Origin of the sequence: Burkholderia sp. AU27893 (assembly GCF_002223205.1) — a bacterium.
Taxonomy (GTDB): Bacteria; Pseudomonadota; Gammaproteobacteria; order Burkholderiales; family Burkholderiaceae; genus Burkholderia.
Genome location: NZ_NKFD01000005.1, coordinates 494,973 through 516,244, shown reverse-complemented (window position 1 = coordinate 516,244; position 21,272 = coordinate 494,973). Strand labels below are relative to the sequence as shown.

Here is a 21,272-nt window from a genome sequence, read left to right as displayed (position 1 = left end):
GGCGCGCCAATCCCGCGCCGGGCGCGACGCGTGGCCGCGCCATGAACGCCGTCCACTCGCTGCAAAGCTTCAATAGGCTGCGCCTATGATTCATCCGGGCTCGGACCCGCAGCGGAACGCCGCCGAGCCCCGGTGTCCGGGAAACCCTGCCGGATGAATGTTCGTAAGAATGCTCGACACGGGAGGGGCCTCAACCGCAAATGGTTCGGCGACCCAGCGAGCGCGGCCCGAGCGACGCGAGCGCCGGCGCGAACCCGGGCATCGCCATCCGGTCGCGGCGTTCGGCGCCATGCGCACACCCTCTCCCTCACGTGAATTGCAGAACAGTTGCGCCACCGCAGCGTGTCGTTTCGATTTGTGCTGCAGCAGTGTCAATAGAGCCTGCTAATATGCATTTTCGTCCGCGATCGGCCTGCCGGGCTCAGACGCAGTCCGTCAGCCGATCGGCCCACCCTGAAGTGTTTTCGCTGACGTGAGGCAACCCAAACCCATGAATAACCTGCACCGCGAACTCGCCCCGATCTCGTCCGCCGCCTGGGAGCAAATCGAGGAGGAAGTGGCACGCACGTTCAAACGGTCGGTGGCCGGCCGCCGCGTCGTCGACGTCGACGGCCCCGAAGGCCCCGAACTGTCGGCCGTCGGCACCGGGCACCTCGTCGACGTCGCCGCCCCGCGCGAGCTGGTGAATGCGCGGCTGCGCGAAGTCCGCACCATCGTCGAGCTGACGGTGCCGTTCGAGTTGAGCCGCGATGCGATCGACAGCGTCGAGCGCGGCGCGCGCGACGCCGACTGGCAACCGGCGAAGGACGCCGCGCAGCGGCTCGCGTTCGCCGAAGACGACGCGATTTTCGACGGCTACCGGGCCGCCGGCATTCTCGGCATCCGCGAAGGCACGTCGAACCGCAAGCTCACGCTGCCGGCGGACGTCGCCGCCTACCCCGACGCGATCAGCGACGCGCTCGAGGCATTGCGGCTTGCCGGCGTCGACGGCCCGTACTCGGTCGTGCTCGGCTCGGATGCATACACGGCGCTCAGCGAAGCGCGCGACCAGGGCTATCCGGTCCTCGGCCATATCAAGCGGATCGTCAGCGGCGAGATCATCTGGGCGCCGGCGATCAGCGGCGGCTGCGTGCTGTCCACGCGCGGCGGCGATTACGAGCTGCACCTCGGGGAAGACGTATCGATCGGCTACACGAGTCATACCGACAAGGTCGTCCGCCTGTACCTGCGCGAAACGTTCACGTTCCTGATGCTCACGAGCGAAGCATCGGTGGCCGTGGCGCCGCAGGGCAACACGGCCGCCTGACCGCGGTTGCCTGCGCGCGATGCCCGCCGGGCGTCGCGCGCGAGCGGCCGCACTGCCGGCCGCAGGTTCGTCGCCGATCAAACCCATCTTGCATGGAGTGTGTGATGAGCGAGTCGAATGAGGCATTGCAGGCGCTGCAGGCGTCGGTCGACCACCTGAAGCAGGCGGTCGACGCGAACGCGAGCAGCCAGGCCGGCGACACCGCCGTGCTGTTCACCGTCTTGTCGCTGGTCCTGGCGGAGTTGCCGCCCGACACGCGCAACCTGATCGAGGATTCGTTTTCCGTCTGGGCCAATGGCCTGCCGAATGCGGCACTGTCACAGGATGTGAAGCAGATCGCCCGGCAGCGGCTTGCGATGACCCTCTCGGACTGACCGCGGCACGCCACGGTTGCGCCGCGTCCGGCCCGGACCGTGCAACCCGCCTTCGCCTTCGGCCGCCCCACACGCATCGTCCGCGGTGCGTGCGCGGTCGCGCTTGGCCGCTCGCGGCACGCGCCCCCTGCGGCGCTTCCGGCGCACCTCTCCACCCGCGCTGCCTTTCATCCCCCGATAACCGGCGCCCTGCGCGCCGATGTCGCACCGCGATCCGTTCGCGCGCCGCCCGCTTCCGCTTCCTGTCCTCACACGCTACGCACGCCGCGCACGCCCGTGGCACCGTGCGCCCGCCCGTCTGTACTCCTTGCCACCCGTGCGCGCGCGCATGCGAGGGTGCAATTCACGGCCGGGCCGGTGCGGAACTGTGCCTTGGATAGCCTGCTCCGATTCGCTATTTTGAACGCAGTCGAAGCGATGCCGTGGGCTCCTCCCGGCACGCACGCTTGCCGCCCTGACCGCGACCGTGCACGACGCCGACGCGCGCTGCGTGACCGCACCGGCGCCGCCCGCGCGCCGCCGTGCCGCGTGTCGTGCGTTCGCGGCGGGAAGCGCCACGCGCCGCACCGCATCGGGACTTCACCCTTCGACCCACTTTCACCGACAGGAGCCAGACCACCATGCCCGCACTTTGCGATATCTGCCACGCGCGGCCGGCCGTCGCGCGCGCAACCGTGATGCAGGACGGCGAGCGCAAGACGATCCCGATCTGCGATTACCACTTCCGTCAGCTGATGCGGCATCAGAGCATGCTGAACCCGTTCGATTCGCTGCTCGGCGGTGGCGGCTCGTCGTCGCTGTTCGGCGGGCTCGACGACGAATCGCCGCTCGCTGCCGAGATTCCGCGCGAATCGGTCGACCCGACCGACGCGTTCAGCGAGCAGACGCTGGAGTTGCTGCAGCGCGCGGCCGAGAAGGCGCACGAGCTGCGCCGCAGCGAGCTCGATTCCGAGCACCTGCTGTACGCGCTCGCGGACACCGACGTATGCGCCGCGCTGCTGAAGGAACTGAAGCTGTCGCCGGAGGACATCAAGTCGTACATCGACGCGCATGCGCACACCGGCACGGCCGACCCCGATGCGCCGCTCGACAAGCTGTCGATCTCGCCGCGCGTGAAGAAGGCCGTGCAGTACGCGTTCCAGGCGTCGCGCGATCTCGGCCACTCGTACATCGGCCCCGAGCACCTGCTGATCGGGCTCGCGTCGGTGCCGGACAGCGTCGCCGGCACGCTGCTGAAGAAATACGGCGTGACGCCCGAGGCGCTGCGCCAGAAAGTCGTGAAGGTGGTCGGCAAAGGCGCCGAGGACGGCCGCGTCGATGCGCCGACCGGCACGCCGAACCTCGACAAGTTCGGCCGCGACCTCACCGCGATCGCGCGCCAGGGCAAGCTCGACCCGGTACTCGGCCGCGCGCAGGAAATCGAGAGCACGATCGAGGTGCTCGCGCGTCGCAAGAAGAACAACCCGGTGCTGATCGGCGAGCCGGGCGTCGGCAAGACGGCGATCGTCGAAGGGCTCGCGCAGCGGATCGTCAACGGCGACGTGCCCGAGGTGCTGCGCGGCAAGCGGCTCGTCGAAGTCAACATCAACTCGATGGTGGCCGGCGCGAAGTATCGCGGCGAATTCGAGGAGCGCGCGAAGCAGCTGATCGACGAAGTCACTGCGAAGCATGACGAACTGATCCTGTTCATCGACGAGCTGCATACGATCGTCGGCGCGGGCCAGGGCGGCGGCGAAGGCGGCCTCGACATCGCGAACGTGCTGAAGCCCGCGCTCGCGCGCGGCGAGCTGAGCCTGATCGGCGCGACGACGCTCAACGAATACCAGAAGTACATCGAGAAGGACGCCGCGCTCGAACGCCGCTTCCAGCCGGTGTTCGTGCCGGAGCCGAGCGTCGAGCAGACGATCGTGATCCTGCGCGGGCTGCGCGACAGCCTCGAGGCGCACCACCAGGTGACGTTCGCCGACGACGCGTTCGTCGCGGCCGCGGAGTTCGCCGATCGCTACATCACGTCGCGCTTCCTCCCCGACAAGGCGATCGACCTGATCGACCAGGCCGCCGCGCGCGTGCGGATCGGCGCGACCTCGCGCCCGGTCGACATCCAGGAAGGCGAAGCGCAGATCGCGCAACTGAAGCGCGAACAGGACTACGCGACGTCGCGCAAGCGCTTCGACGAAGCGAAGCAGTTCGAGGAGCAGATCACCGCGAAGCAGAAATCCGTCGACGAGAGGATGGAGGCGTGGCAGCGCAAGACGGGCTCCGAAACGCTCGAGGTCACCGTCGAATCGGTAGCCGAGGTCGTGTCGCGGCTCACCGGCATCCCGGTTTCCGAACTCACGCAGGAAGAACGCCAGAAGCTGCTGAAGATGGAAGAGCAGCTGCGCGAGCGCGTGGTCGGCCAGAGCGACGCGGTGGTGGCCGTCAGCGATGCCGTGCGGCTGTCGCGCGCGGGGCTCGGCCAGACGCACCGGCCGATCGCGACGTTCCTGTTCCTCGGGCCGACGGGCGTCGGCAAGACCGAACTCGCGAAGGCGCTGGCCGAGACCGTGTTCGGCGACGAGCAGGCGATCATCCGCATCGACATGTCCGAGTACATGGAGCGGCATGCCGTTGCGCGGCTGATCGGCGCGCCGCCCGGCTACGTCGGCTACGACGAAGGCGGCCAGCTCACCGAGCGCGTGCGGCGCCGCCCGTACAGCGTGATCCTGCTCGACGAGATCGAGAAGGCGCATCCGGACGTCTACAACGTGCTGCTGCAGGTGTTCGACGACGGCCGCCTGACCGACGGCAAGGGCCGCGTGGTCGACTTCAGCAACACGATCATCATCGCGACGAGCAACCTCGGCGCCGCGATCATCATGGACAACCTCACGCAACCGGAAGCCGCGCGCAAGACCGACAAGGCGATCCGCGACGAACTGATGCAGGTGCTGAAGGGCCATTTCCGCCCCGAGTTCCTGAACCGGATCGACGAGGTGATCGTCTTCCACGCGCTGTCGAAGGAGAACATCCGCGCGATCGTGCAGATCCAGCTCGACCGCGTGGTGCGCACCGCCGCCGCGCAGGACATCACGCTCGTGATGGGCGATGCGCTCGTCGAGCACCTGACCGAAGCCGGCTACCAGCCGGAGTTCGGCGCACGCGAGCTGAAGCGCCAGATCCGCCAGACCATCGAGACCCGGCTCGCGAAGGAGATCCTCGCCGACCGGCTGAAGTCGGGCGACAAGTGCGAGGTCGACTACGACAAGGCCAGCGACGAAGTGAAGTTCACCAAGCTCGCGGCGCCTGAAGCGAAGGCGACCCAGGACGCGAAGAAGGACGCCGACGGCAAGGCGAAACCGAACGGCAAGGCGGCCAAGGCAGGCGACGACGCGAAGGCCGGCGACACGCCTGCCGACGCCCCGCCGCCCGCGCCGGCCGCGAAAGCGTCCGGCAAGAAGTCGTCCGGCGCGAAGAAGGACGCGCACTGAAAAACAGCATGCCCCGCACGCCCGGGGCACGCATGACCGGCTCCGTCCACCGGACGGAGCCGCCCCACGCCGCGACACGGCGCAAACCGAGCCGCCCGCACCGGGCAAGGCTGATGGAGATTCAACATGACAAATCGACGCGAAGTGCCAGGCATCAGGAAGTACGACGGGCCCGCCGGTGGTTGGGGCGCGCTTCGCGCGACAGCCGATGCGGTGCGCACGCAAATGGAAACCATCGAGGCGCCGATCGTGCTGATGCGGACCAACCAGCCCGACGGCTTCGACTGCCCCGGCTGCGCGTGGCCCGACAAGGAACACAAGTCGACGTTCCAGTTCTGCGAGAACGGCGCGAAGGCCGTCACGTGGGAGGCGACCACCAAGCGGGTGACGCCCGAGTTCTTCGCGGCGAACACCGTGTCGTCGCTGCTGCGCATGTCGGACTACGAGCTGGAGAACATGGGCCGGCTCACGCATCCGCTCGTCTACGACCGCGCGACCGACACGTTCCGCGCGATCGAATGGGACGACGCGTTCGCGCGCATCGGCGAGGTGCTGCGCGCGCTGCCGCCCGACCAGGTCGAGTTCTATACGTCGGGCCGCGCGTCGAACGAAGCCGCGTACCTGTACCAGCTGTTCGCGCGCGAACTCGGCACCAACAACTTCCCCGACTGCTCGAACATGTGCCACGAGCCGACCAGCGTCGGCCTGCCGCAGTCGATCGGCATCGGCAAGGGCACCGTGTCGCTGGAGGATTTCGACCACTGCGAGCTGATCATCTCGATCGGCCACAACCCCGGTACGAACCACCCGCGGATGATGGGCACACTGCACGAGTGCGCGCGCCGCAACGTGCCGATCATCGTGTTCAACCCGCTGCGCGAACGCGCGCTCGAACGCTTCGCCGATCCGCAGGACATGATCGAGATGGCGTCGTTCGGCTCGACCCGCATCGCATCGACGTATTACCAGGTCGACGCCGGCGGCGACGCGGCCGCGCTGAAGGGCATCATGAAGGCGCTGCTGCAGCTCGAAGCCGAGCGCGGCAACGTGCTCGACCGCGACTTCATCGCGCAGCACACCAACGGCTTCGACGCGTTCTCGGCCGACCTCGAAGCCACGTCGTGGGACGACATCGAGCGCGCGAGCGGGCTCAGCCAGGCGCAGCTCGAACAGGTCGCGCTCGCGTACGCGAAGTCGAACGCGACGATCGTCACGTACGGGATGGGCGTCACGCAGCACAACAAGGGCACCGCAACCGTGCGCCTGATCGCCGACCTGCTGCTGATGCGCGGCAACATCGGCAAGCCCGGCGCCGGCGTGTGCCCGCTGCGCGGCCACTCGAACGTGCAGGGCAACCGCACGGTCGGCATCACCGAGAAGCCGTCGGCCGAGTTCCTGAAGAAGATCGAGGACGTGTGCGGCTTCACGCCGCCCGCCCATCACGGGCATGACGCCGTGCAGGCGATGCAGGCGATGATCGACGGCACCGCGAAGGCGCTGCTGTGCCTCGGCGGCAACTTCGCGGTCGCGCTACCCGATCCGGAGCAGTCGTTCCCGGCGATGGCGAAGCTCGACCTAAGCGTGCATCTCGGCACCAAGCTGAACCGCTCGCACCTGCTGGTCGCGAAGGAAACCTTCGTGCTGCCGGTGCTCGGCCGCACCGAGCTCGACATGCAGGCCACCGGCCGGCAGTCGATCACCGTCGAGGATTCGATGTCGATGGTTCATGCGTCGGCCGGCAAGCTCAAGCCGGCGTCCGACCAGTTGCGCTCGGAGCCGGCGATCGTCGCGGGTATCGCGCATGCGACGCTGCCGGCCAGCAAGGTCGCGTGGCTCGACCTGATCGACGACTACGACCGCATCCGCGACCTGATCGACCGCACGGTGCCCGGCTTCGAGGCGTTCAACGAGCGGATCCGCACGCCGGGCGGCTTCCGCCTGCCGCTGCCGCCCACCGAACGCGTGTGGCCGACGCCGACCGGCAAGGCGATGTTCTCGGTCTACAAGGGCGTGAAGGAAGATGCCGACGTGCTCGGCGCCGAGCAGGTGCTGCGGCTGATCACGCTGCGCAGCCACGACCAGTACAACACGACGATCTACGGGCTCGACGACCGCTATCGCGGCGTGTTCGGCCGGCGCGACGTGCTGTTCATGAACCCCGCCGATCTCGCCAAGTACGGGCTCGAACACGGCGACCTCGTCGACATCGAGACGGTCACCGCATCGGGTCGCGCGCTGCGCCTCGAGAAGATCACCGCGATCGAGTACGACATCGCGCCGGGGTCGGTCGGCGCGTACTACCCGGAAGCGAACGTGCTCGTGCCGCTCGACTACATCGACAAGGAAAGCGGCACGCCGTCGTACAAGTCGGTGCCGGTGCGCGTCGCGCGCTCGGCGGTGGTCTGACCGACTAACGGGCCGGCTCGCGGCGTACAGGCTACCGCGAGCCGGCCCGACCTTCCCCACGAGCCACCGTGTCTCGACGGATGCGATGGCCCCCTTCCTTCCCCGCTATTACCGCGCCGCCGTCGGCGGCATCGTCGCGCCCGTCTGCCGGCGCCGGTACGCGCTGTCGCGCGACGCAAGCCAGTAGTACAGCGGCGACGTCAGCGCGAGCCCGACGAGCCACGACAGGTCGGCCCCACCGAGATGCGCGGGAATCGGGCCCGCATACATCGGCGTGTTCATGAACGGAATCTGCACGAGGATGCCGATCGCATACGCGAGCAGCGCCTGCGGGTTGAAGCGGCCGTAGATCCCGCCGTCGACCATGAAGATCGACTTGATGTCGTACTTGCCCTTGTGGATCACGTAGAAGTCGATCAGGTTGATCGCCGTCCACGGCACCAGCACGACGAGCAGCGCGAGCACGAGATCGACGAGGTTGCCGACGAAGTTCGTCGACGCGCCGATCGCCGCGTAGCAGCAGGCGACGAAGATCACGACCGACACCACCGCGCGCGCCTTCGCGGTCGGAATCCACTTGTACGCGAACGTCTGCACCGACGTGATCACCGCGAGCACCGCGCCGTACAGGTTCAGCGCGTTGTGGCTGATCACGCTCAGCAGGAACAGCACGAGCATCAGCGGACCGAGCGGGCCCGTCGCCTGCTTGACCGCATCCATCGCGTCCGCGCCGGCCGGCACCGCGAGCACCGCGACCGCGCCGAAGATGAACGCGAGCGTCGAGCCGATCGTGCAGCCGAGATAGGTCGCCCAGAACGTCGACGCCACGCCGACGTTTTCCGGCAGATAGCGCGAATAGTCCGACACGTACGGCGCGAACGCGATCTGCCACAACGCCGACAGCGACACCGTCGCGAGCCAGCCGGCGAAGTTGAAGCCGCCGCGCGTCAGGAAATCGTCGGTCGTCACGTGCGTGAGGATCATCCAGAAGCCGACCAGGATGCCGATGCCGAGCACCCACGTGCCGATCCGGTTCAGGATGTGGATGAACCGGTAGCCGACGATCCCGATCAGCCCCGAGCCCACCGCGCCGATCACGATGCCGACGGGCACCGGCACCGACGACGCGATGCCGTGCACCGACTTGCCGGCCAGCACGATGTTCGACGCGAAGAAGCCGACGTACATCACGGCCGCGATCACGGTCACGAGCAGCGCGCCCCACGAGCCGAACTGCGCGCGGCTCTGGATCATCTGCGGGATGCCCATCTGCGGCCCCTGCGCCGAATGCAGCGCCATCAGCACGCCGCCGACCGCCTGGCCGACGACGATCGCGACGATGCCCCACATCAGGTTCAGGTGGAAGAGCTGCACGCCGAGCGCGCCGGTCACGATCGGCAGCGGCGCGATGTTGCCGCCGAACCAGAGCGTGAACAGGTCGCGCACCTTGCCGTGGCGCTCCGCGGGCGGCACGTAGCCGATCGTGTGCTTCTCTATCATCGGGGACGCGTTGCGGTCCACGTTCGTCATGGTGATGTCTCCTGTCCTGCGCGGCGATGCGCGCTTGCCGTGTCAGCCGGCGCGCGTTGGGGGGCGCGCCGGCAATCGGGTCCGGATACGCGAGCGACGACGCGCCGCGTGCACGCGCGGCGGGTCGAGCGAAGCGGTCGATGCGCATGCGGGGACGGATAACCGATCCCGCCGGTACGTGCGCGGCCGCGTCGTTTGCTTCTTGATCCAGGTTGGAGACGATGGTGCGCCACGACCTGCGCGACCGGAAAATACTAAAAATATTTCCGCGACATACGAAAAAGCTCTGCAGCGGACATTTCGGCGCCGGGGGGCTTTCAGGTAAGGTGCTACGCAAACCATGGACAGATTGCGCCCGCGGCGGCACGCCGGGGCCGTGCATCAGAGGTGCTTGTGGCTCACTACACTTTGCGGCAACTGAAATACTTCGTGACGACCGTGGAATCCGGCAGCGTCGCCGAGGCGTCGCGCCAGCTCTTCATCGCGCAGCCGTCGATCTCCAGCGCGATCAAGGGTCTGGAGGAAAGCTTCGGCGTGAAGCTGTTCATCCGCCATCACGCGCAGGGCGTGTCGCTCACGCCGAGCGGCACGCGCTTCTACCGGAAGGCGCAGGAGCTGCTGCGCATCGCGCACGAATTCGAACAGAACGCGCTCGCCGACAACGACGTGATCACCGGGCAGATCGACATCGGCTGCTTCGAGACGGTCGCGCCGCTCTATCTGCCGCAACTGATCGCGGGCTTTCGCGAGCGCTATCCGGGCGTGAACATCCGGCTGCGCGACGGCGACCAGCAGGAACTCGTGCAGGGCCTGACGTCGGGCACGTTCGATCTCGCGCTGATGTACGACCACGATCTCGACGGCACGATCGAGACCGAGCCGCTGATGCCGCCGCAGCAGCCGTACGTGCTGTTGCCGGAAAATCACCGGTTCGCGGGCCAGACGCACGTGTCGTTGCGCGACCTCTGTGTCGAGCCGATGATCCTGCTCGACGTGCAGCCGAGCCGCACGTATTTCGTCAGTCTCTTTCACGAACTCGGGCTCACGCCGAACATCGTGTTCGGCTCGCCGTCGATCGAGATGGTGCGCGGGATGGTCGGCCAGGGGTTCGGCTTCTCGCTGCTCGTCACGCGCCCGCATTCCGAATACACGTACGACGGCCAGCGCGTCGTGACGATCGGCCTCAGCGAAACGGTGAGCCCGTCGGGGCTCGTGAGCGCGCGGCTGAAGCGCGGGCAACTCACGAAGCAGGCGCAGTCGTTCGTCGATTTCTGCCGCGAGCGGCTCGCGCAGATCGTCGCGGAAGCGGCGCGATAAACGGTGCGATAAGGAACCGGAAGGAACACGAAAACGCACGCGCCGCGGGAGGCGGTGCGTGCGTGTCGGTCAGGCGTGCCGCGTCAGGCGGCGGCGGAGAGATGAGCAGCCAGCCGCCCCAGCATCGCGTCGCAGCCGTGCAGCTGGTCGAGCGTGACGAATTCGTCGGGCTTGTGCCCCTGGTCCATGCTGCCGGGCCCGCACACCACGGTCGGAATGCCGGCCTCGCCATATAGCCCGCCCTCGGTACCGAACGCCACCGTGCCGAACGCATCGGAGCCGCTCAGCATCGCGAGCAGGCGCGCGGCCTCGCTGTCCGGCGCCGTCGCCAGCCCCGGATACGCGCCCAGCGGCTGCAGTTGAATGTCGGTATCGGGCTGCACCGCGCGCATCCTCGGCAACAGTTCGGATTCCGCATAGTCCTGCAACTTCCTCGGCACGTCGTGCGCATCGAAATCCGGCAGCGCGCGCACCTCGAAATCGAACTCGCATTCGGCCGGCACGATGTTCAGCGCGCGGCCGCCCTTGATCAGCCCCGTCTGCACTGTCGAGAACGGCGGATCGAACCGCGCGTCGTGCCGTTCCGGCCGCGCGAGCGCCGCGCCGATCTCGCCGAGCCGGCCGATCAGCTTCGCCGCATAGTCGATCGCGTTGACGCCCGACGGCGCGTACGCCGAGTGGCAAGCGGCACCCTTTACATGGCAGCGCATCGCGAGCTTGCCCTTGTGACCGAGCACCGGCTTCAGCTCGGTCGGCTCGCCGATCAGGCACAGGCGCGGCCGGTGCTCGCGCGCGGCCAGTGCATCGAGCATCGGCCGCACGCCGAGGCAGCCGACTTCCTCGTCGTACGAGAACGCGAGATGCACGGGCATGCTCAGCGGCCGGGCCACGAACGCCGGCACGGCCGCGAGCACCGACGCGATGAAGCCCTTCATGTCGGCCGTGCCGCGGCCGTACAGGCGGCCGTCGCGCTCGGTCAGCCGGAACGGCTCGACCGTCCACGCCTGCCCGTCGACCGGCACCACGTCGGTATGGCCCGACAGCGCGATGCCGCCGCGATCACGCGGCCCGATCGTCGCGTACAGGCTCGCCTTCGTGCTTTCCGCGTTGTAGAACAGTTCGCTTTCGACGCCGAAGCCCGCGAGATAGTCGCGGATGAAGCCGATCATCTCCAGGTTCGACTCGCGGCTGACCGTCGCGAAACCGATCAGCCGTTCCAGCAGTGCGCGGCTCGACGTGTCATTCATCGCCCGGCACTCCGTAGCTCGGCGCGGCGGTGGGGTTCAGCGCGCGCGTCTGGTAGTCCTGCATCTGCGGCCGATACGCCTGCCACAGCGCATCGAGCTGCCCGATCGGATCGGCCTCGGCCCAGTCGACGCGCAGGTCGACGATCGGCCAGGTCACGTCGCCGGCCACCTTCAGCGCGGCCGAATGCACCGGCCCTGCCTCGCCGCCGGCCGCCATCGCCGCGCGCATCGCGGCCAGCAGGCGATCGGCGAGCAGGCCGGGCGCCTGTTCGAAGGCGCGCACCATCGCGTCGATCACGGCCGGTGCGGCCAGCAGGTTGCCCGCCGCCACGCATTGCTCGCCCTGCACCGCGTGATGCGTGCCGAGCGCTTCCTTGCCGGTGAAGCAGGCCGTCTGCCCCTGCCCGTCGATCACCGTGACCTGCCGGTACTGGCTCCAGCCGTTCGCGCTGAGCGCGCGGTCGAGCGCCGCGGCGGGCGCGAGTTGCTCGTGCTCGATCAGGTCGAGGATCTGGGGCCCAAGCGCCGGCAGCGTGATGTTCTGCGTCGCGACGGCGCCGACGCCCGCGCGCACCCACGGGCAGCGCGCACCCACCGCGATGCTCGACGAGCTGATCGCGATGCCGAGCTGACCCGTCTCCGGGCAACGCCCGACGATGGAGAAAGTCATGTTTCCCTCCTACGCGCGGTTCGGCTGCCAGTTGTCGGGGATCACGGCGATCACGTCGATTTCCATCAGCCACTGCGGCTGGCCGAGCGCGGATACGACGAGCCCCGTCGAGATCGGATACACGCCCTTCAGCCACTTGCCGACTTCCTGGTACACCGGCTCGCGATAGCGCGGATCGATCAGGTAGGTCGTCGTCTTCACGATGTGCGTGAGGTCGCTGCCGGCTTCCTCCAGCAGCTGCTTGACGTTCTTCATCGCCTGCTCGGTTTGCGCGCGCGGATCGCCGAGGCCGATCAGTTTGCCGTCGAAATCGGTGCCGACCTGACCGCGCACGTAGACGGTATTGCCCGCCCGCACGGCCTGGCACAGGTCGTTGTCGAGCGTCTGGTTCGGGTAGGTATCCTTCGTGTTGAACATGCGGATACGGGTATGGGTGGGTTGGCTCATCGGAATCCTTCAGTCGTCAGGGGTCACGCCGCCGCACCGGAAGCAGACGCGGTGCGGCAGGCGGCGGGGGTTCGGTCAGTTCACCGCGTCGGCGAGCGGCTGCGTGTCGGCATGAGGCGCGGCAACGTCCTGCTCCGCTTGCGCGGTCGAGCGGCGCTGCGACGCGTCGTGGTACTCGAGGTAGGTGCGCTGGATCGCGATGTGATCGGCGATGTGCCGCGCGTCGTGCCACACGCCCCAGATGAAGCTGGAGCCGCGCCGCGACAGCCACGGCAGCCCGAGGAAGTAGATGCCCGGCTCCTTCGACACGCCGCGCTGGTGCTGCGGCTTGCCGTTGTCGGCGAACGCGTCGACCTTCAGCCAGCCGTAGTCGACCGCGTAGCCGGTCGCCCAGACGATCGACGTGACGCCCGCGCCGGCAAGGTCGAGCGCGAGGATCGGATGCGCGACGCAATCGGGATTCGGCAGGATGCGGCGGGCTTCCGGTTCTTCCGGCAGGTCGAGGCCGTTGCGCGCCGCATAGGCGTCGGCCGCGTCGAGCAGCGACAGGTAGTTCTCGTCGCCGCGTGCGAGGTTGATCGCCAGATCGCGCTCGAACGTGACCACGCCGCCGTCGAACGACTTCGTCAGCCCGACGAGCGTCACGCCCTGGTTCGCGAGCTTGCGGAAATCCACCGTATGGCCGCCGCGCGCGCCGCTCACCGCGATCGTCACGTGTTCGCGGCCGGGCGTCGCGACTTCCTTGTCCCATTCGCCGAGCACGCCGAGCCACCAGCAGAAATCGCGGCCGCGATACGCACGCGGCGGCCGGTCGTGCGGGCCGACCGACAGGTAGACCTGCCGGCCCGCGCGCTGCAGCTCGTCGGCGATCTGCACGCCCGACGACCCCGCGCCGACCACCAGCACCGCGCCGTCCGGAAGCTGCGCCGGGTTGCGATAGTCGGCGGAATGAATCTGCACGAGGCGCGCGTCGTCCGGCGCGATCGGCGGAATCACCGGGCGCTGGAACGGCCCGGTCGCGACGACCACGCGGTTCGCCTCGATCGTGCCGTCGGATGTCTCGACGATGAAACCCGGCTTGCCGGCATTGCGCACGACCTGCTTCACCTCGACGCCGGTACGGATCGGCGCGTTGAACTTGCGCGCGTACGCTTCGAAGTAGTCGGCGACCTGGTCTTTCGTTGCGAACGCATCGGGATCGAGGCCGTCGAATTCGAGGCCGGGGAAACGGTCGTGCCACGCGGGGCCGTTCGCGACCAGCGAATCCCAGCGACCCGTGCGCCAGCGCTCGGCGATGCGGCTGCGCTCGAGCACGAGATGCGGTACGCCCAGCTTGCCCAGGTGCTCGCTCATGGCCACGCCGGCCTGACCGGCGCCCACGACGAGCGTATCGATTGAAGTTGTTTCGACTGCCACGGCTGTCTCCTTCTGAAGTGCGGCTCGGCGCGACGTTCGGACGGTCGCGTGAGTTGGAATGGAGACATTCTGCTGATGCGCAGGCAGGCGCGAAATGATGATTTTTGTTGGTGTTGACGAACAAAAAGCTGGGGGTGGTGGGAGTGGCGAGCGGTGCGGGTGGCCTTCTGGTGCGCACACGAGAGACGACGTTCATGTCTGGCTGCGGTGCGAATCAAGTACATGCGCGCCCTCGAACAAGCCATTCCGCAGCCGAAGTTTGTGCAACAGGCCGTTGCACAATTACCGTGGTCGCACGTCCTCGGATCGGGTCAGGGAGCGGCGGTCGGCCTATCGCCGGGGCCAAGACGGCAGGCCGGAAGCCCGTCGTCGCGATCATCGGCGACGGCTCCGCGCGCTACGCACCGCAAGCGTTGTGAACCACAGCGAGTCGGAGGTGCCGCCGCCGGCCGCACGCCTCTCCGACAATTCTTGACTATGCACACATCGCCAAACTGGTAGGATGCCGGTCGCCTCGGCATGGAGAGCGGACACAGGATATCCGATCGAACCCTTTTAATGGATCGCGACCCGCCATCCGTGCCGTCCAGCCCCGGCAACACGGTGCCCTACAGCCCCGTTGAACCCCGCAACACCCCGGCATCGCCCCGCGCGACCCGTTGCAGCAACCGTTGGAGTGGCGCTCCCCGCGCCTGCAAGCATGAAGAAACCGAAGCAGCCCCCCCGCACCCCGCACCACAAAGACCGCACGCCGCTGGCGCGCGCCGGCGCGCTGCTGCTGATGGCCGGCCTGCTGTACCTGCTGTGGCCGTCGGCCGAAACCGCGTACCTCGCGATGGAGTCGGTGATCCGCTGACGCGCCCGGCCATCCAACCCCGCACTACGCTATACTCACGCAATGGAAACCCGACCCGCCTCGCCGAACGTGCATTGCTGGTGGCGCGCCTGACCCAGGCGGCCCGTTTCCTTTTGCATGTCCCAAACGTGATGCCGCCAGCGATGGCGGCATTTGCGTTTCTGCGCAGACACCATGGCTGGCGGCTTCGATAACCTGGAGCCACGACCAACATGACCCACCCGACCCGACCGACCATCCTCACCGGCGACCGCACGACCGGCCCGCTGCATCTCGGCCACTACATCGGCTCGCTGCGCGCGCGCGTGCAGATGCAGCACGAAGCTAAACAGTTCCTGCTGCTCGCCGACACGCAGGCGCTGACCGACAACATGGGCCGCCGCCAGCGCGTCACCGAGAACGTGATCGAGGTCGCGCTCGACTATCTCGCGGTCGGCATCGATCCGGCGATCTCGACGATCGTCGTGCAGTCGCAGGCGCCCGAGCTCGCCGAGCTGTCGCAATACCTGCTGAACCTCGTCACGGTCGCACGCCTCGAACGCAATCCGACGATCAAGGAAGAGATCCGCCTGCGCGGTTTCGAGCGTGACATCCCGGCCGGCTTCCTGACCTACCCGGTGAGCCAGGCGGCCGACATCACCGCGTTCAAGGCGACGCACGTGCCGGTCGGCGACGACCAGTTGCCGATGATCGAGCAGACCAACGAACTCGTGCGCCGCTTCAACGCGACCGTCGAGCAGCCCGTGCTGGTCGAATGCGAGGCCGTGCTGTCGGCGGTCACGCGACTGCCGGGGATCGACGGCAAGGCGAAGATGAGCAAGTCGCTCGGCAACGCGATCACGCTCGGCTCGACGCCGGACGAGATCACGCAAGCGGTGAAGGACATGTACACGGACCCGAACCACCTGCGCGTGAGCGATCCCGGCCAGGTCGAGGGCAACGTCGTGTTCACGTTCCTCGATGCGTTCGAACCCGACGTGCAGAAGGTCGACGAGCTGAAGGCGCACTACCGTCGCGGCGGGCTCGGCGACAGCGTCGTCAAGCGCGTGCTGAACGAGCGGCTGCAGGCGTTGATCGAGCCGATTCGCGCGCGCCGCCGCGAATTCGAGGCCGACAAGGCTGAAGTGATGGCGATCCTGAAGCGCGGCACGATGCATGCACGCGACGTGGCAGGCGCGACGCTCGCCGAGGTGAAGGGCGCGATGGGGTTGAATTACTTCGATTGAACGGCACCGGCTGCGAGCACGCGAAGCCGCTTTGCACGCCGGTCGGTATCGAGCCGGCGCGTGGCGTTCACCGCGTCACGTGCGCGAGCGATCGAGCGAGTGTCGAGTGAACCGCACCTTCATCACGATGCCTGCGCCGGCACGGACGCATTGCACACCGCCTCGACCCGATTGCCGGCCGGGTCGACGAGAAACGCGCCGTAGTAATCGCCGTGGTAATGCGGCCGCAAGCCGGGTTCACCGTCGGACCGCCCGCCCGTCGCCAGGCCAGCTTCGTAAAACGCATCCACCTGCGCGCGGCTCGCGGCCTTGAAGCACCAGTGCCGCTTGCTCGCGCCGATTTCAGCGGGATCCAGATAGACCGCCAGGAAAGTCGATGCGGTGTCGTTCGCGTTGCAACGTTCGCCATAGCCGAGCGCGGTCGGCCGGTCATAAACCTTGGCTGCGCCGAGCGCGGCCATGATGGCATCGTAGAACGGGCGCGCCAGATCGATATCCGGCACGCTGATTGACACGTGATCAAGCAGTTGCATCGCATCTACTCCGTTGAAGGGCACACGAGTCTACCTGAGCGGGGCATTTCCGACTGCAGTCGCCCTGCTGCTCGTGGGCGATTCGGCAGCTCCGCCACCGTCGCTCGAGCGACTATCCGAGCCAACGGCGGAGCGGCCGCTGGTCCACTCGCGACCTCCCGGTACAAAACGAACGCGGATGGCGCATCCGGAGCCGCACGCAGGAGCGCAGCTGGATGCACGATGCGCCGGCGGTCGCGGTGCGCTGAGCGCCCCGCGCGCGGCGCATGGCGTCACTTCATTTGCATCAGCTGAATCAGGTTCCCGCACGTATCGTCGATGATCGCGACACGCACGGGCCCCGCGTCCATCGGTTCCAGCGTGAAGTGGACACCGAGATCCGTGAGCCGCGCGAACTCCGCATCGAGATCGTCGACCTGGAACGATGCCGCCGGAATGCCGTCCTCGTACAGCGCCTGCTTGTAAGGCCCGACCGCGCGATGGTGGCTCGGCTCGAGCAGCAGCTCGGTGCCGTCCGGCTGGTCCTTCGACACGACCGTCAGCCAGCGGGTCTCGCCCACCGGCACGTTGTTCTTCAGCTTGAACCCGAGCTTGTCGGTATAGAACGTCAACGCCGTGTCCTGGTCGTCGACAAAGATACTCGTCACGTAGATTCGCATTCCAATCGCTCCTGTCGCGGCAGCCACCGCGCTGCCGCTATTCTTCGCCGAAATCGATGACAAACACATCACCGCCGTCGATCGGCGTGCGCAGGTAGCCCAGTCGAAGTCTTTGATCACCGGACCGCGGTCGGGATCGTGCGTGAAACCCACGGCCTGCCCGACCTTGCCGCCCGACGCCGGCTCGAAATCGACGCAGCGCCGCGACGTGCCGCCGCTTACGTGATCTGGTACGTCGACGCCGGCACGAATTCCTCCGGCAGCGGGCGGTCGCCCAGTTCGAGTACCGACCGCTCGATCGTGCGCGTCATCGCATCGAGCGCCAGCGCGTTCGGCGCGAGGCCGAACGGCTCGGCCACCTCGCTCGCGATCGCTTCGAGCGCGATCAGCGTGTACGAGATGAACACGCAGATCAGCGGCGTGAAGAACTCCGTCGAATCGACGAGACCGAACGGCAGCAGCACGCAATACGCATACACGGTGCGATGCAGCAGCACGCTGTACGAGAACGGGATCGGCGTCGACAGGATGCGTTCGCAACCACCGACCGATTTGCCGACCTCGTCGAGCTGCGTCTCGAACATCCAGCAGGTCGCATCGCTACCGGGCGCACGGCCCAGCGCGCGGACGATGTCGCCGCGCAACTCGTCGAGGATCGCGACCGGCTTGAAGCATTTGCCGCCCAGCTCGGCCGTGTGGTCCGCCCCGAGAATGCGCTGCAGGTCCGCGGTCGGATCGGTATGACGAAGCTGGTGCTTGAGCGCATAGGTGAGCGCGATCAGCAGGTCGGCGAGCCGGTTGCGCTCGGCGTCGCTCACGCTGTCGGGCAGGTAGCGATTGAACTGCGACGTCAGCGTGCGCGCCGCGATCAGCAGGTTGCCCCACAGATGCCGCGCCTCCTTGAAGCGCTCGAAGCTCGCGCTGTTGCGAAACCCGAGAAAGATCGCGAGCGCGAGCCCGAACAGCGTGAACGGCGCGGTGTTGAGCGGGATCTTTTCGCCGAAGATGCGCCCGTTCGTGAAGACCGCCAGCGTGCTGACGACCGCCATGAACACGAGCTGCGGAATGATCGATTGCAGCACGGAGCCGTTCCAGACGAACAGCATCCTGAGCCAGTTTTGTTGTGGTCGGACGATCATGGTGTTTTCTCGACTGCCAGGGAATGCATCAAGCGGCGCGCCGGCGCCCGATGCGCAACGGCCCGCGCGTGGCGGGCCGGTGCCGGGTGAATGGCGGGCCGGGCAACGCGCTGCGCGTGATGATACGCCCGCGCCCGCCCTGCCCGTCACCTCATGCGGCGTTCAGCGGTGGCCGCTCAGTGATAACCGATGTCGCCCTCGCGCACCTTGCCGCGGAACACGCGGTACTGCATCGCGTTGTACACGAGGATGATCGGCAGCACGATCACGGTGCCGACGAGCGCGAACAGCTGGCTCGAATGGCTCGACGACGCGTCCCAGATCGACAGCGACGGCGGCACGATGTTCGGCCAGATGCTGATCACGAGCCCCGTGTAGCCGAGGAACACGAGCGCGAGCGTCAGCAGGAACGGCGTGGCCTCGTGCGCGCGCTTCACGGTGTGGAAGATGCCCCACACGCAGGCGACGACGAGCACCGGCACCGGCAGGAACCAGCCGAGATTGCCGCTGCCGAACCAGCGATGCGCGACGGCCGGCAGCCCGATCACGGTCCACAGGCTGACCACGCCCATCACGGCGAGCAGCACGCCCGCGAGCGGCTTCATCAGCAGCCGCATCTTGCGCTGCAGTTCGCCGTCGACCTTCAGGATCAGCCAGCCGCAGCCGAGCGTCGCATACGTGACGAGCACGCCGATCCCGCACAGCAGGCTGAACGGCGACAGCCAGTCGAACGGCCCGCCCGCGAACTGGTTGTTCTCGATCTTGATGCCCTGCAGCAGCGAACCGAGCACGATCCCCTGGCAGAACGCGGCCAGCGCCGAGCCGCCGATGAACGCGAGATCCCACATGTGTTGCGTGCGCGTGGCCTTCGCGCGCAGCTCGAACGCCGCCCCGCGGAAGATCAGCCCGACCAGCATCAGCACCAGCGGCAGGTAGTTCGCCGGCAGCAGCGTCGAATACACGACCGGGAACGCACCGTAGAGCCCCGCGCCGCCGAGCACCAGGAACGTCTCGTTGCCGTCCCACACCGGCGCGACGGTGTCGAGCATCACCTGGCGCTCGGCCTTCGCGTCGAAGAACGGAAACAGCAGGCCGATGCCGAGATCGAAGCCGTCCAGCATCACGTAGATGAATACGCCGAGGCCGATGATCGCGGCCCAAATGACAGGAAGATCGATGTGCATGGTTACTCCGCCTCGGTGACGTTCAGCGGCGTGGACAGCGCGCTCTTGCGCAGCCCCGGATGCCGGTGCAGCTCGATGTAGCCGGCCTGGGCCGCCGGCCCGTGCTTCATCAGTTTCAACATGTAGTAGATCCCCGTTCCGAATACCAGGAAGTACACGACCACGAAGACCAGCAGCGACACGCCGACCTGCTGCGCGCTGAGCGGCGCGACCGAATCGACGGTGCGCAGCACGCCGTACACGGTCCAGGGCTGCCGCCCAACCTCGGTGGTGACCCAGCCGGCCAGCAGCGCGAGGATGCCCGACGGCCCCATGCAGACGACGAACCACTGGAACCAGCGCGTCTCATACAGGCGCCCGCCCTTTCTCAGCAGCAGCCCGAGCACGGCGGTGAGCAGCATCAGCATCCCGAGGCCCGCCATGATCCGGAACGTCCAGAACACGATCGGCGAATACGGGCGGTCCTGCGGCGGGAATTCCTTCAGCCCGCGAATCTCGCCGTCCCAGCTGTGCGTGAGGATCAGGCTGCCGAGGTGCGGCACCTGGATCGCATAGCGCGTGGTTTCGGCCTGCATGTCGGGCAACCCGAAGAGGTTCAGCGCGGTGCCGCCCTTCTCGGTTTCCCACAGCCCCTCGATCGCCGCGATCTTCGCCGGCTGGTATTCGCGCGTGTTCAGCCCGTGCGCGTCGCCGACGACGATCTGGATCGGCGCGAGCACCAGCAGCATCCACAGCGCCATCGAGAAGCTGCGCTTCACCGGCTCGTCGCGGCGCCCCTTCAGCAGGTGCCACGCGCCGCATGCGGCGACGATGAAGCCCGCGACGATGAACGCCGCGATCGTCATGTGGACGAGCCGGTACGGGAACGACGGGTTGAAGACGATCTTGAACCAGTCGACCGGCACGACGAGGCCGTTCTCGATCTTGTAGCCCTGCGGCGTCTGCATGAAGCTGTTCGACGCGAGGATCCAGAACGTCGAGATCAGCGTGCCGACCGCGACCATCAGCGTCGCGAAGAAGTGTGCGCGGGGGCTCACGCGCTGCCAGCCGAACAGCATCACGCCGAGGAAGCCGGCTTCGAGGAAGAACGCCGTCAGCACTTCATACGTGAGGAGCGGGCCGGTGATGTTGCCCGCGACACGCGAGAAGCCGGCCCAGTTGGTGCCGAACTCGTACGCCATCACGACGCCAGAGACCACGCCCATCCCGAAGCCGATCGCGAAGATCTTCGACCAGAACTGGAACATGGATTTGTAGGCGGCATCGCCGGTGACGAGGTAGCGCCATTCCAGCACTGCCAGGAAGCTCGCCATACCGATGCTGATCGCGGGAAACACGATGTGGAACGACACCGTGAACGCGAATTGCAAGCGGGCGAGATGGAACGCATCGAAGATTTCCATGACCGTAATTTGCTCGTGGTTGTGAGGACGTACGCTCGAAGCAGGAAATCGCGCGACGGCTTGGCGACAACACATGCGAACACAAACGG

Annotated in this window: 17 protein-coding genes; 7 read left to right on the top strand and 10 right to left on the bottom strand. The window is 67.3% G+C overall.

Features of this window, described 5'->3' with window-relative positions; genetic code table 11:
• The first annotated feature begins 490 nt into the window (after positions 1-490).
• The 4 genes from CFB47_RS34540 to CFB47_RS34525 all read left to right on the top strand — a co-directional run bounded on the left by CFB47_RS34540 (position 491) and on the right by CFB47_RS34525 (position 7,556).
• Positions 491-1,306 (top strand): family 1 encapsulin nanocompartment shell protein, encoded by an 816-nt coding sequence (locus CFB47_RS34540; protein ID WP_089444135.1) that lies wholly within the window; start codon positions 491-493, stop codon positions 1,304-1,306.
• A gap of 104 nt (positions 1,307-1,410) precedes the next feature.
• Entirely contained in the window at positions 1,411-1,680 is a 270-nt protein-coding gene (locus CFB47_RS34535) for a hypothetical protein (protein ID WP_089460107.1), read from the top strand.
• Between the two features lie 620 nt (positions 1,681-2,300).
• Positions 2,301-5,150, top strand: coding sequence for an ATP-dependent Clp protease ATP-binding subunit (locus tag CFB47_RS34530; protein ID WP_089463909.1), 2,850 nt, complete (start codon positions 2,301-2,303; stop codon positions 5,148-5,150).
• 126 nt (positions 5,151-5,276) lie between these two features.
• Positions 5,277-7,556, top strand: a complete 2,280-nt coding sequence (locus tag CFB47_RS34525; protein WP_089444132.1) for an FdhF/YdeP family oxidoreductase — start codon at positions 5,277-5,279, stop codon at positions 7,554-7,556.
• A gap of 108 nt (positions 7,557-7,664) precedes the next feature.
• Here CFB47_RS34525 and CFB47_RS34520 read toward each other — a convergent pair whose 3' ends face one another.
• Positions 7,665-9,086, bottom strand: a complete 1,422-nt coding sequence (locus CFB47_RS34520; protein WP_089444131.1) for a cytosine permease — start codon at positions 9,084-9,086, stop codon at positions 7,665-7,667.
• A gap of 393 nt (positions 9,087-9,479) precedes the next feature.
• Between CFB47_RS34520 and CFB47_RS34515 the strand changes: the two genes are divergently transcribed.
• A complete protein-coding gene (locus CFB47_RS34515; protein WP_069249468.1) occupies positions 9,480-10,403 on the top strand; it encodes a LysR substrate-binding domain-containing protein in 924 nt (307 codons plus the stop codon).
• Between the two features lie 83 nt (positions 10,404-10,486).
• On the opposite strand, the gene argE is transcribed toward CFB47_RS34515, so the two are convergent.
• From argE to CFB47_RS34495, 4 genes are all read right to left on the bottom strand, one after another.
• On the bottom strand, positions 10,487-11,650 hold the full coding sequence (gene argE, locus CFB47_RS34510) for an acetylornithine deacetylase (protein ID WP_089463908.1): 1,164 nt from the start codon (positions 11,648-11,650) through the stop codon (positions 10,487-10,489).
• Positions 11,643-12,320 carry a DUF1028 domain-containing protein gene (locus CFB47_RS34505; RefSeq protein WP_089463907.1) on the bottom strand — a complete coding sequence of 226 codons (678 nt, stop codon included), beginning with the start codon at positions 12,318-12,320 and terminating at the stop codon, positions 11,643-11,645. The genes argE and CFB47_RS34505 overlap by 8 nt, the downstream gene beginning before the upstream one ends.
• A 9-nt stretch (positions 12,321-12,329) precedes the next feature.
• Positions 12,330-12,767, bottom strand: coding sequence for a RidA family protein (locus CFB47_RS34500; protein ID WP_089463906.1), 438 nt, complete (start codon positions 12,765-12,767; stop codon positions 12,330-12,332).
• A 75-nt stretch (positions 12,768-12,842) separates the two neighbouring features.
• Positions 12,843-14,183 (bottom strand): NAD(P)/FAD-dependent oxidoreductase, encoded by a 1,341-nt coding sequence (locus tag CFB47_RS34495; RefSeq protein WP_089463905.1) that lies wholly within the window; start codon positions 14,181-14,183, stop codon positions 12,843-12,845.
• Positions 14,184-14,883: 700 nt separating this feature from the next.
• Here CFB47_RS34495 and CFB47_RS41390 point away from each other — a divergent pair.
• Positions 14,884-15,039, top strand: a complete 156-nt coding sequence (locus CFB47_RS41390) for a hypothetical protein (RefSeq protein ID WP_179243781.1) — start codon at positions 14,884-14,886, stop codon at positions 15,037-15,039.
• 212 nt (positions 15,040-15,251) lie between these two features.
• On the top strand, positions 15,252-16,265 hold the full coding sequence (trpS, locus tag CFB47_RS34490; protein ID WP_089463904.1) for a tryptophan--tRNA ligase: 1,014 nt from the start codon (positions 15,252-15,254) through the stop codon (positions 16,263-16,265).
• 122 nt (positions 16,266-16,387) lie between these two features.
• On the opposite strand, the gene CFB47_RS34485 is transcribed toward trpS, so the two are convergent.
• The 5 genes from CFB47_RS34485 to CFB47_RS34465 all read right to left on the bottom strand — a co-directional run bounded on the left by CFB47_RS34485 (position 16,388) and on the right by CFB47_RS34465 (position 21,183).
• Positions 16,388-16,798, bottom strand: coding sequence for a VOC family protein (locus CFB47_RS34485; RefSeq protein WP_089460159.1), 411 nt, complete (start codon positions 16,796-16,798; stop codon positions 16,388-16,390).
• 272 nt (positions 16,799-17,070) lie between these two features.
• On the bottom strand, positions 17,071-17,457 hold the full coding sequence (locus CFB47_RS34480) for a VOC family protein (RefSeq protein ID WP_089444124.1): 387 nt from the start codon (positions 17,455-17,457) through the stop codon (positions 17,071-17,073).
• A 218-nt stretch (positions 17,458-17,675) separates the two neighbouring features.
• Complete coding sequence (locus CFB47_RS34475; protein WP_089460094.1) at positions 17,676-18,596, bottom strand: bestrophin family protein; 921 nt, start codon at positions 18,594-18,596, stop codon at positions 17,676-17,678.
• A 176-nt stretch (positions 18,597-18,772) separates the two neighbouring features.
• Positions 18,773-19,780 (bottom strand): cytochrome d ubiquinol oxidase subunit II, encoded by a 1,008-nt coding sequence (cydB, locus tag CFB47_RS34470; protein WP_089444122.1) that lies wholly within the window; start codon positions 19,778-19,780, stop codon positions 18,773-18,775.
• 2 nt (positions 19,781-19,782) lie between these two features.
• Complete coding sequence (locus tag CFB47_RS34465) at positions 19,783-21,183, bottom strand: cytochrome ubiquinol oxidase subunit I (protein ID WP_089463903.1); 1,401 nt, start codon at positions 21,181-21,183, stop codon at positions 19,783-19,785.
• Positions 21,184-21,272 lie beyond the last annotated feature (89 nt).

Excerpts from the sequence above, each read along its gene's own strand:
- CFB47_RS34475 (WP_089460094.1), bottom strand. The coding sequence starts at position 18,596 with ATGATCGTCCGACCACAACAAAACTGGCTCAGGATGCTGTTCGTCTGG.
- trpS (WP_089463904.1), top strand. The coding sequence starts at position 15,252 with ATGACCCACCCGACCCGACCGACCATCCTCACCGGCGACCGCACGACC.
- CFB47_RS34485 (WP_089460159.1), bottom strand. The coding sequence starts at position 16,798 with ATGCAACTGCTTGATCACGTGTCAATCAGCGTGCCGGATATCGATCTG.
- CFB47_RS34500 (WP_089463906.1), bottom strand. The coding sequence starts at position 12,767 with ATGAGCCAACCCACCCATACCCGTATCCGCATGTTCAACACGAAGGAT.
- CFB47_RS34530 (WP_089463909.1), top strand. The coding sequence starts at position 2,301 with ATGCCCGCACTTTGCGATATCTGCCACGCGCGGCCGGCCGTCGCGCGC.
- CFB47_RS34505 (WP_089463907.1), bottom strand. The coding sequence starts at position 12,320 with ATGACTTTCTCCATCGTCGGGCGTTGCCCGGAGACGGGTCAGCTCGGC.
- CFB47_RS34520 (WP_089444131.1), bottom strand. The coding sequence starts at position 9,086 with ATGACGAACGTGGACCGCAACGCGTCCCCGATGATAGAGAAGCACACG.
- CFB47_RS34535 (WP_089460107.1), top strand. The coding sequence starts at position 1,411 with ATGAGCGAGTCGAATGAGGCATTGCAGGCGCTGCAGGCGTCGGTCGAC.
- CFB47_RS41390 (WP_179243781.1), top strand. The coding sequence starts at position 14,884 with ATGAAGAAACCGAAGCAGCCCCCCCGCACCCCGCACCACAAAGACCGC.
- CFB47_RS34480 (WP_089444124.1), bottom strand. The coding sequence starts at position 17,457 with ATGCGAATCTACGTGACGAGTATCTTTGTCGACGACCAGGACACGGCG.
- cydB (WP_089444122.1), bottom strand. The coding sequence starts at position 19,780 with ATGCACATCGATCTTCCTGTCATTTGGGCCGCGATCATCGGCCTCGGC.
- CFB47_RS34465 (WP_089463903.1), bottom strand. The coding sequence starts at position 21,183 with ATGGAAATCTTCGATGCGTTCCATCTCGCCCGCTTGCAATTCGCGTTC.
- argE (WP_089463908.1), bottom strand. The coding sequence starts at position 11,650 with ATGAATGACACGTCGAGCCGCGCACTGCTGGAACGGCTGATCGGTTTC.
- CFB47_RS34525 (WP_089444132.1), top strand. The coding sequence starts at position 5,277 with ATGACAAATCGACGCGAAGTGCCAGGCATCAGGAAGTACGACGGGCCC.
- CFB47_RS34540 (WP_089444135.1), top strand. The coding sequence starts at position 491 with ATGAATAACCTGCACCGCGAACTCGCCCCGATCTCGTCCGCCGCCTGG.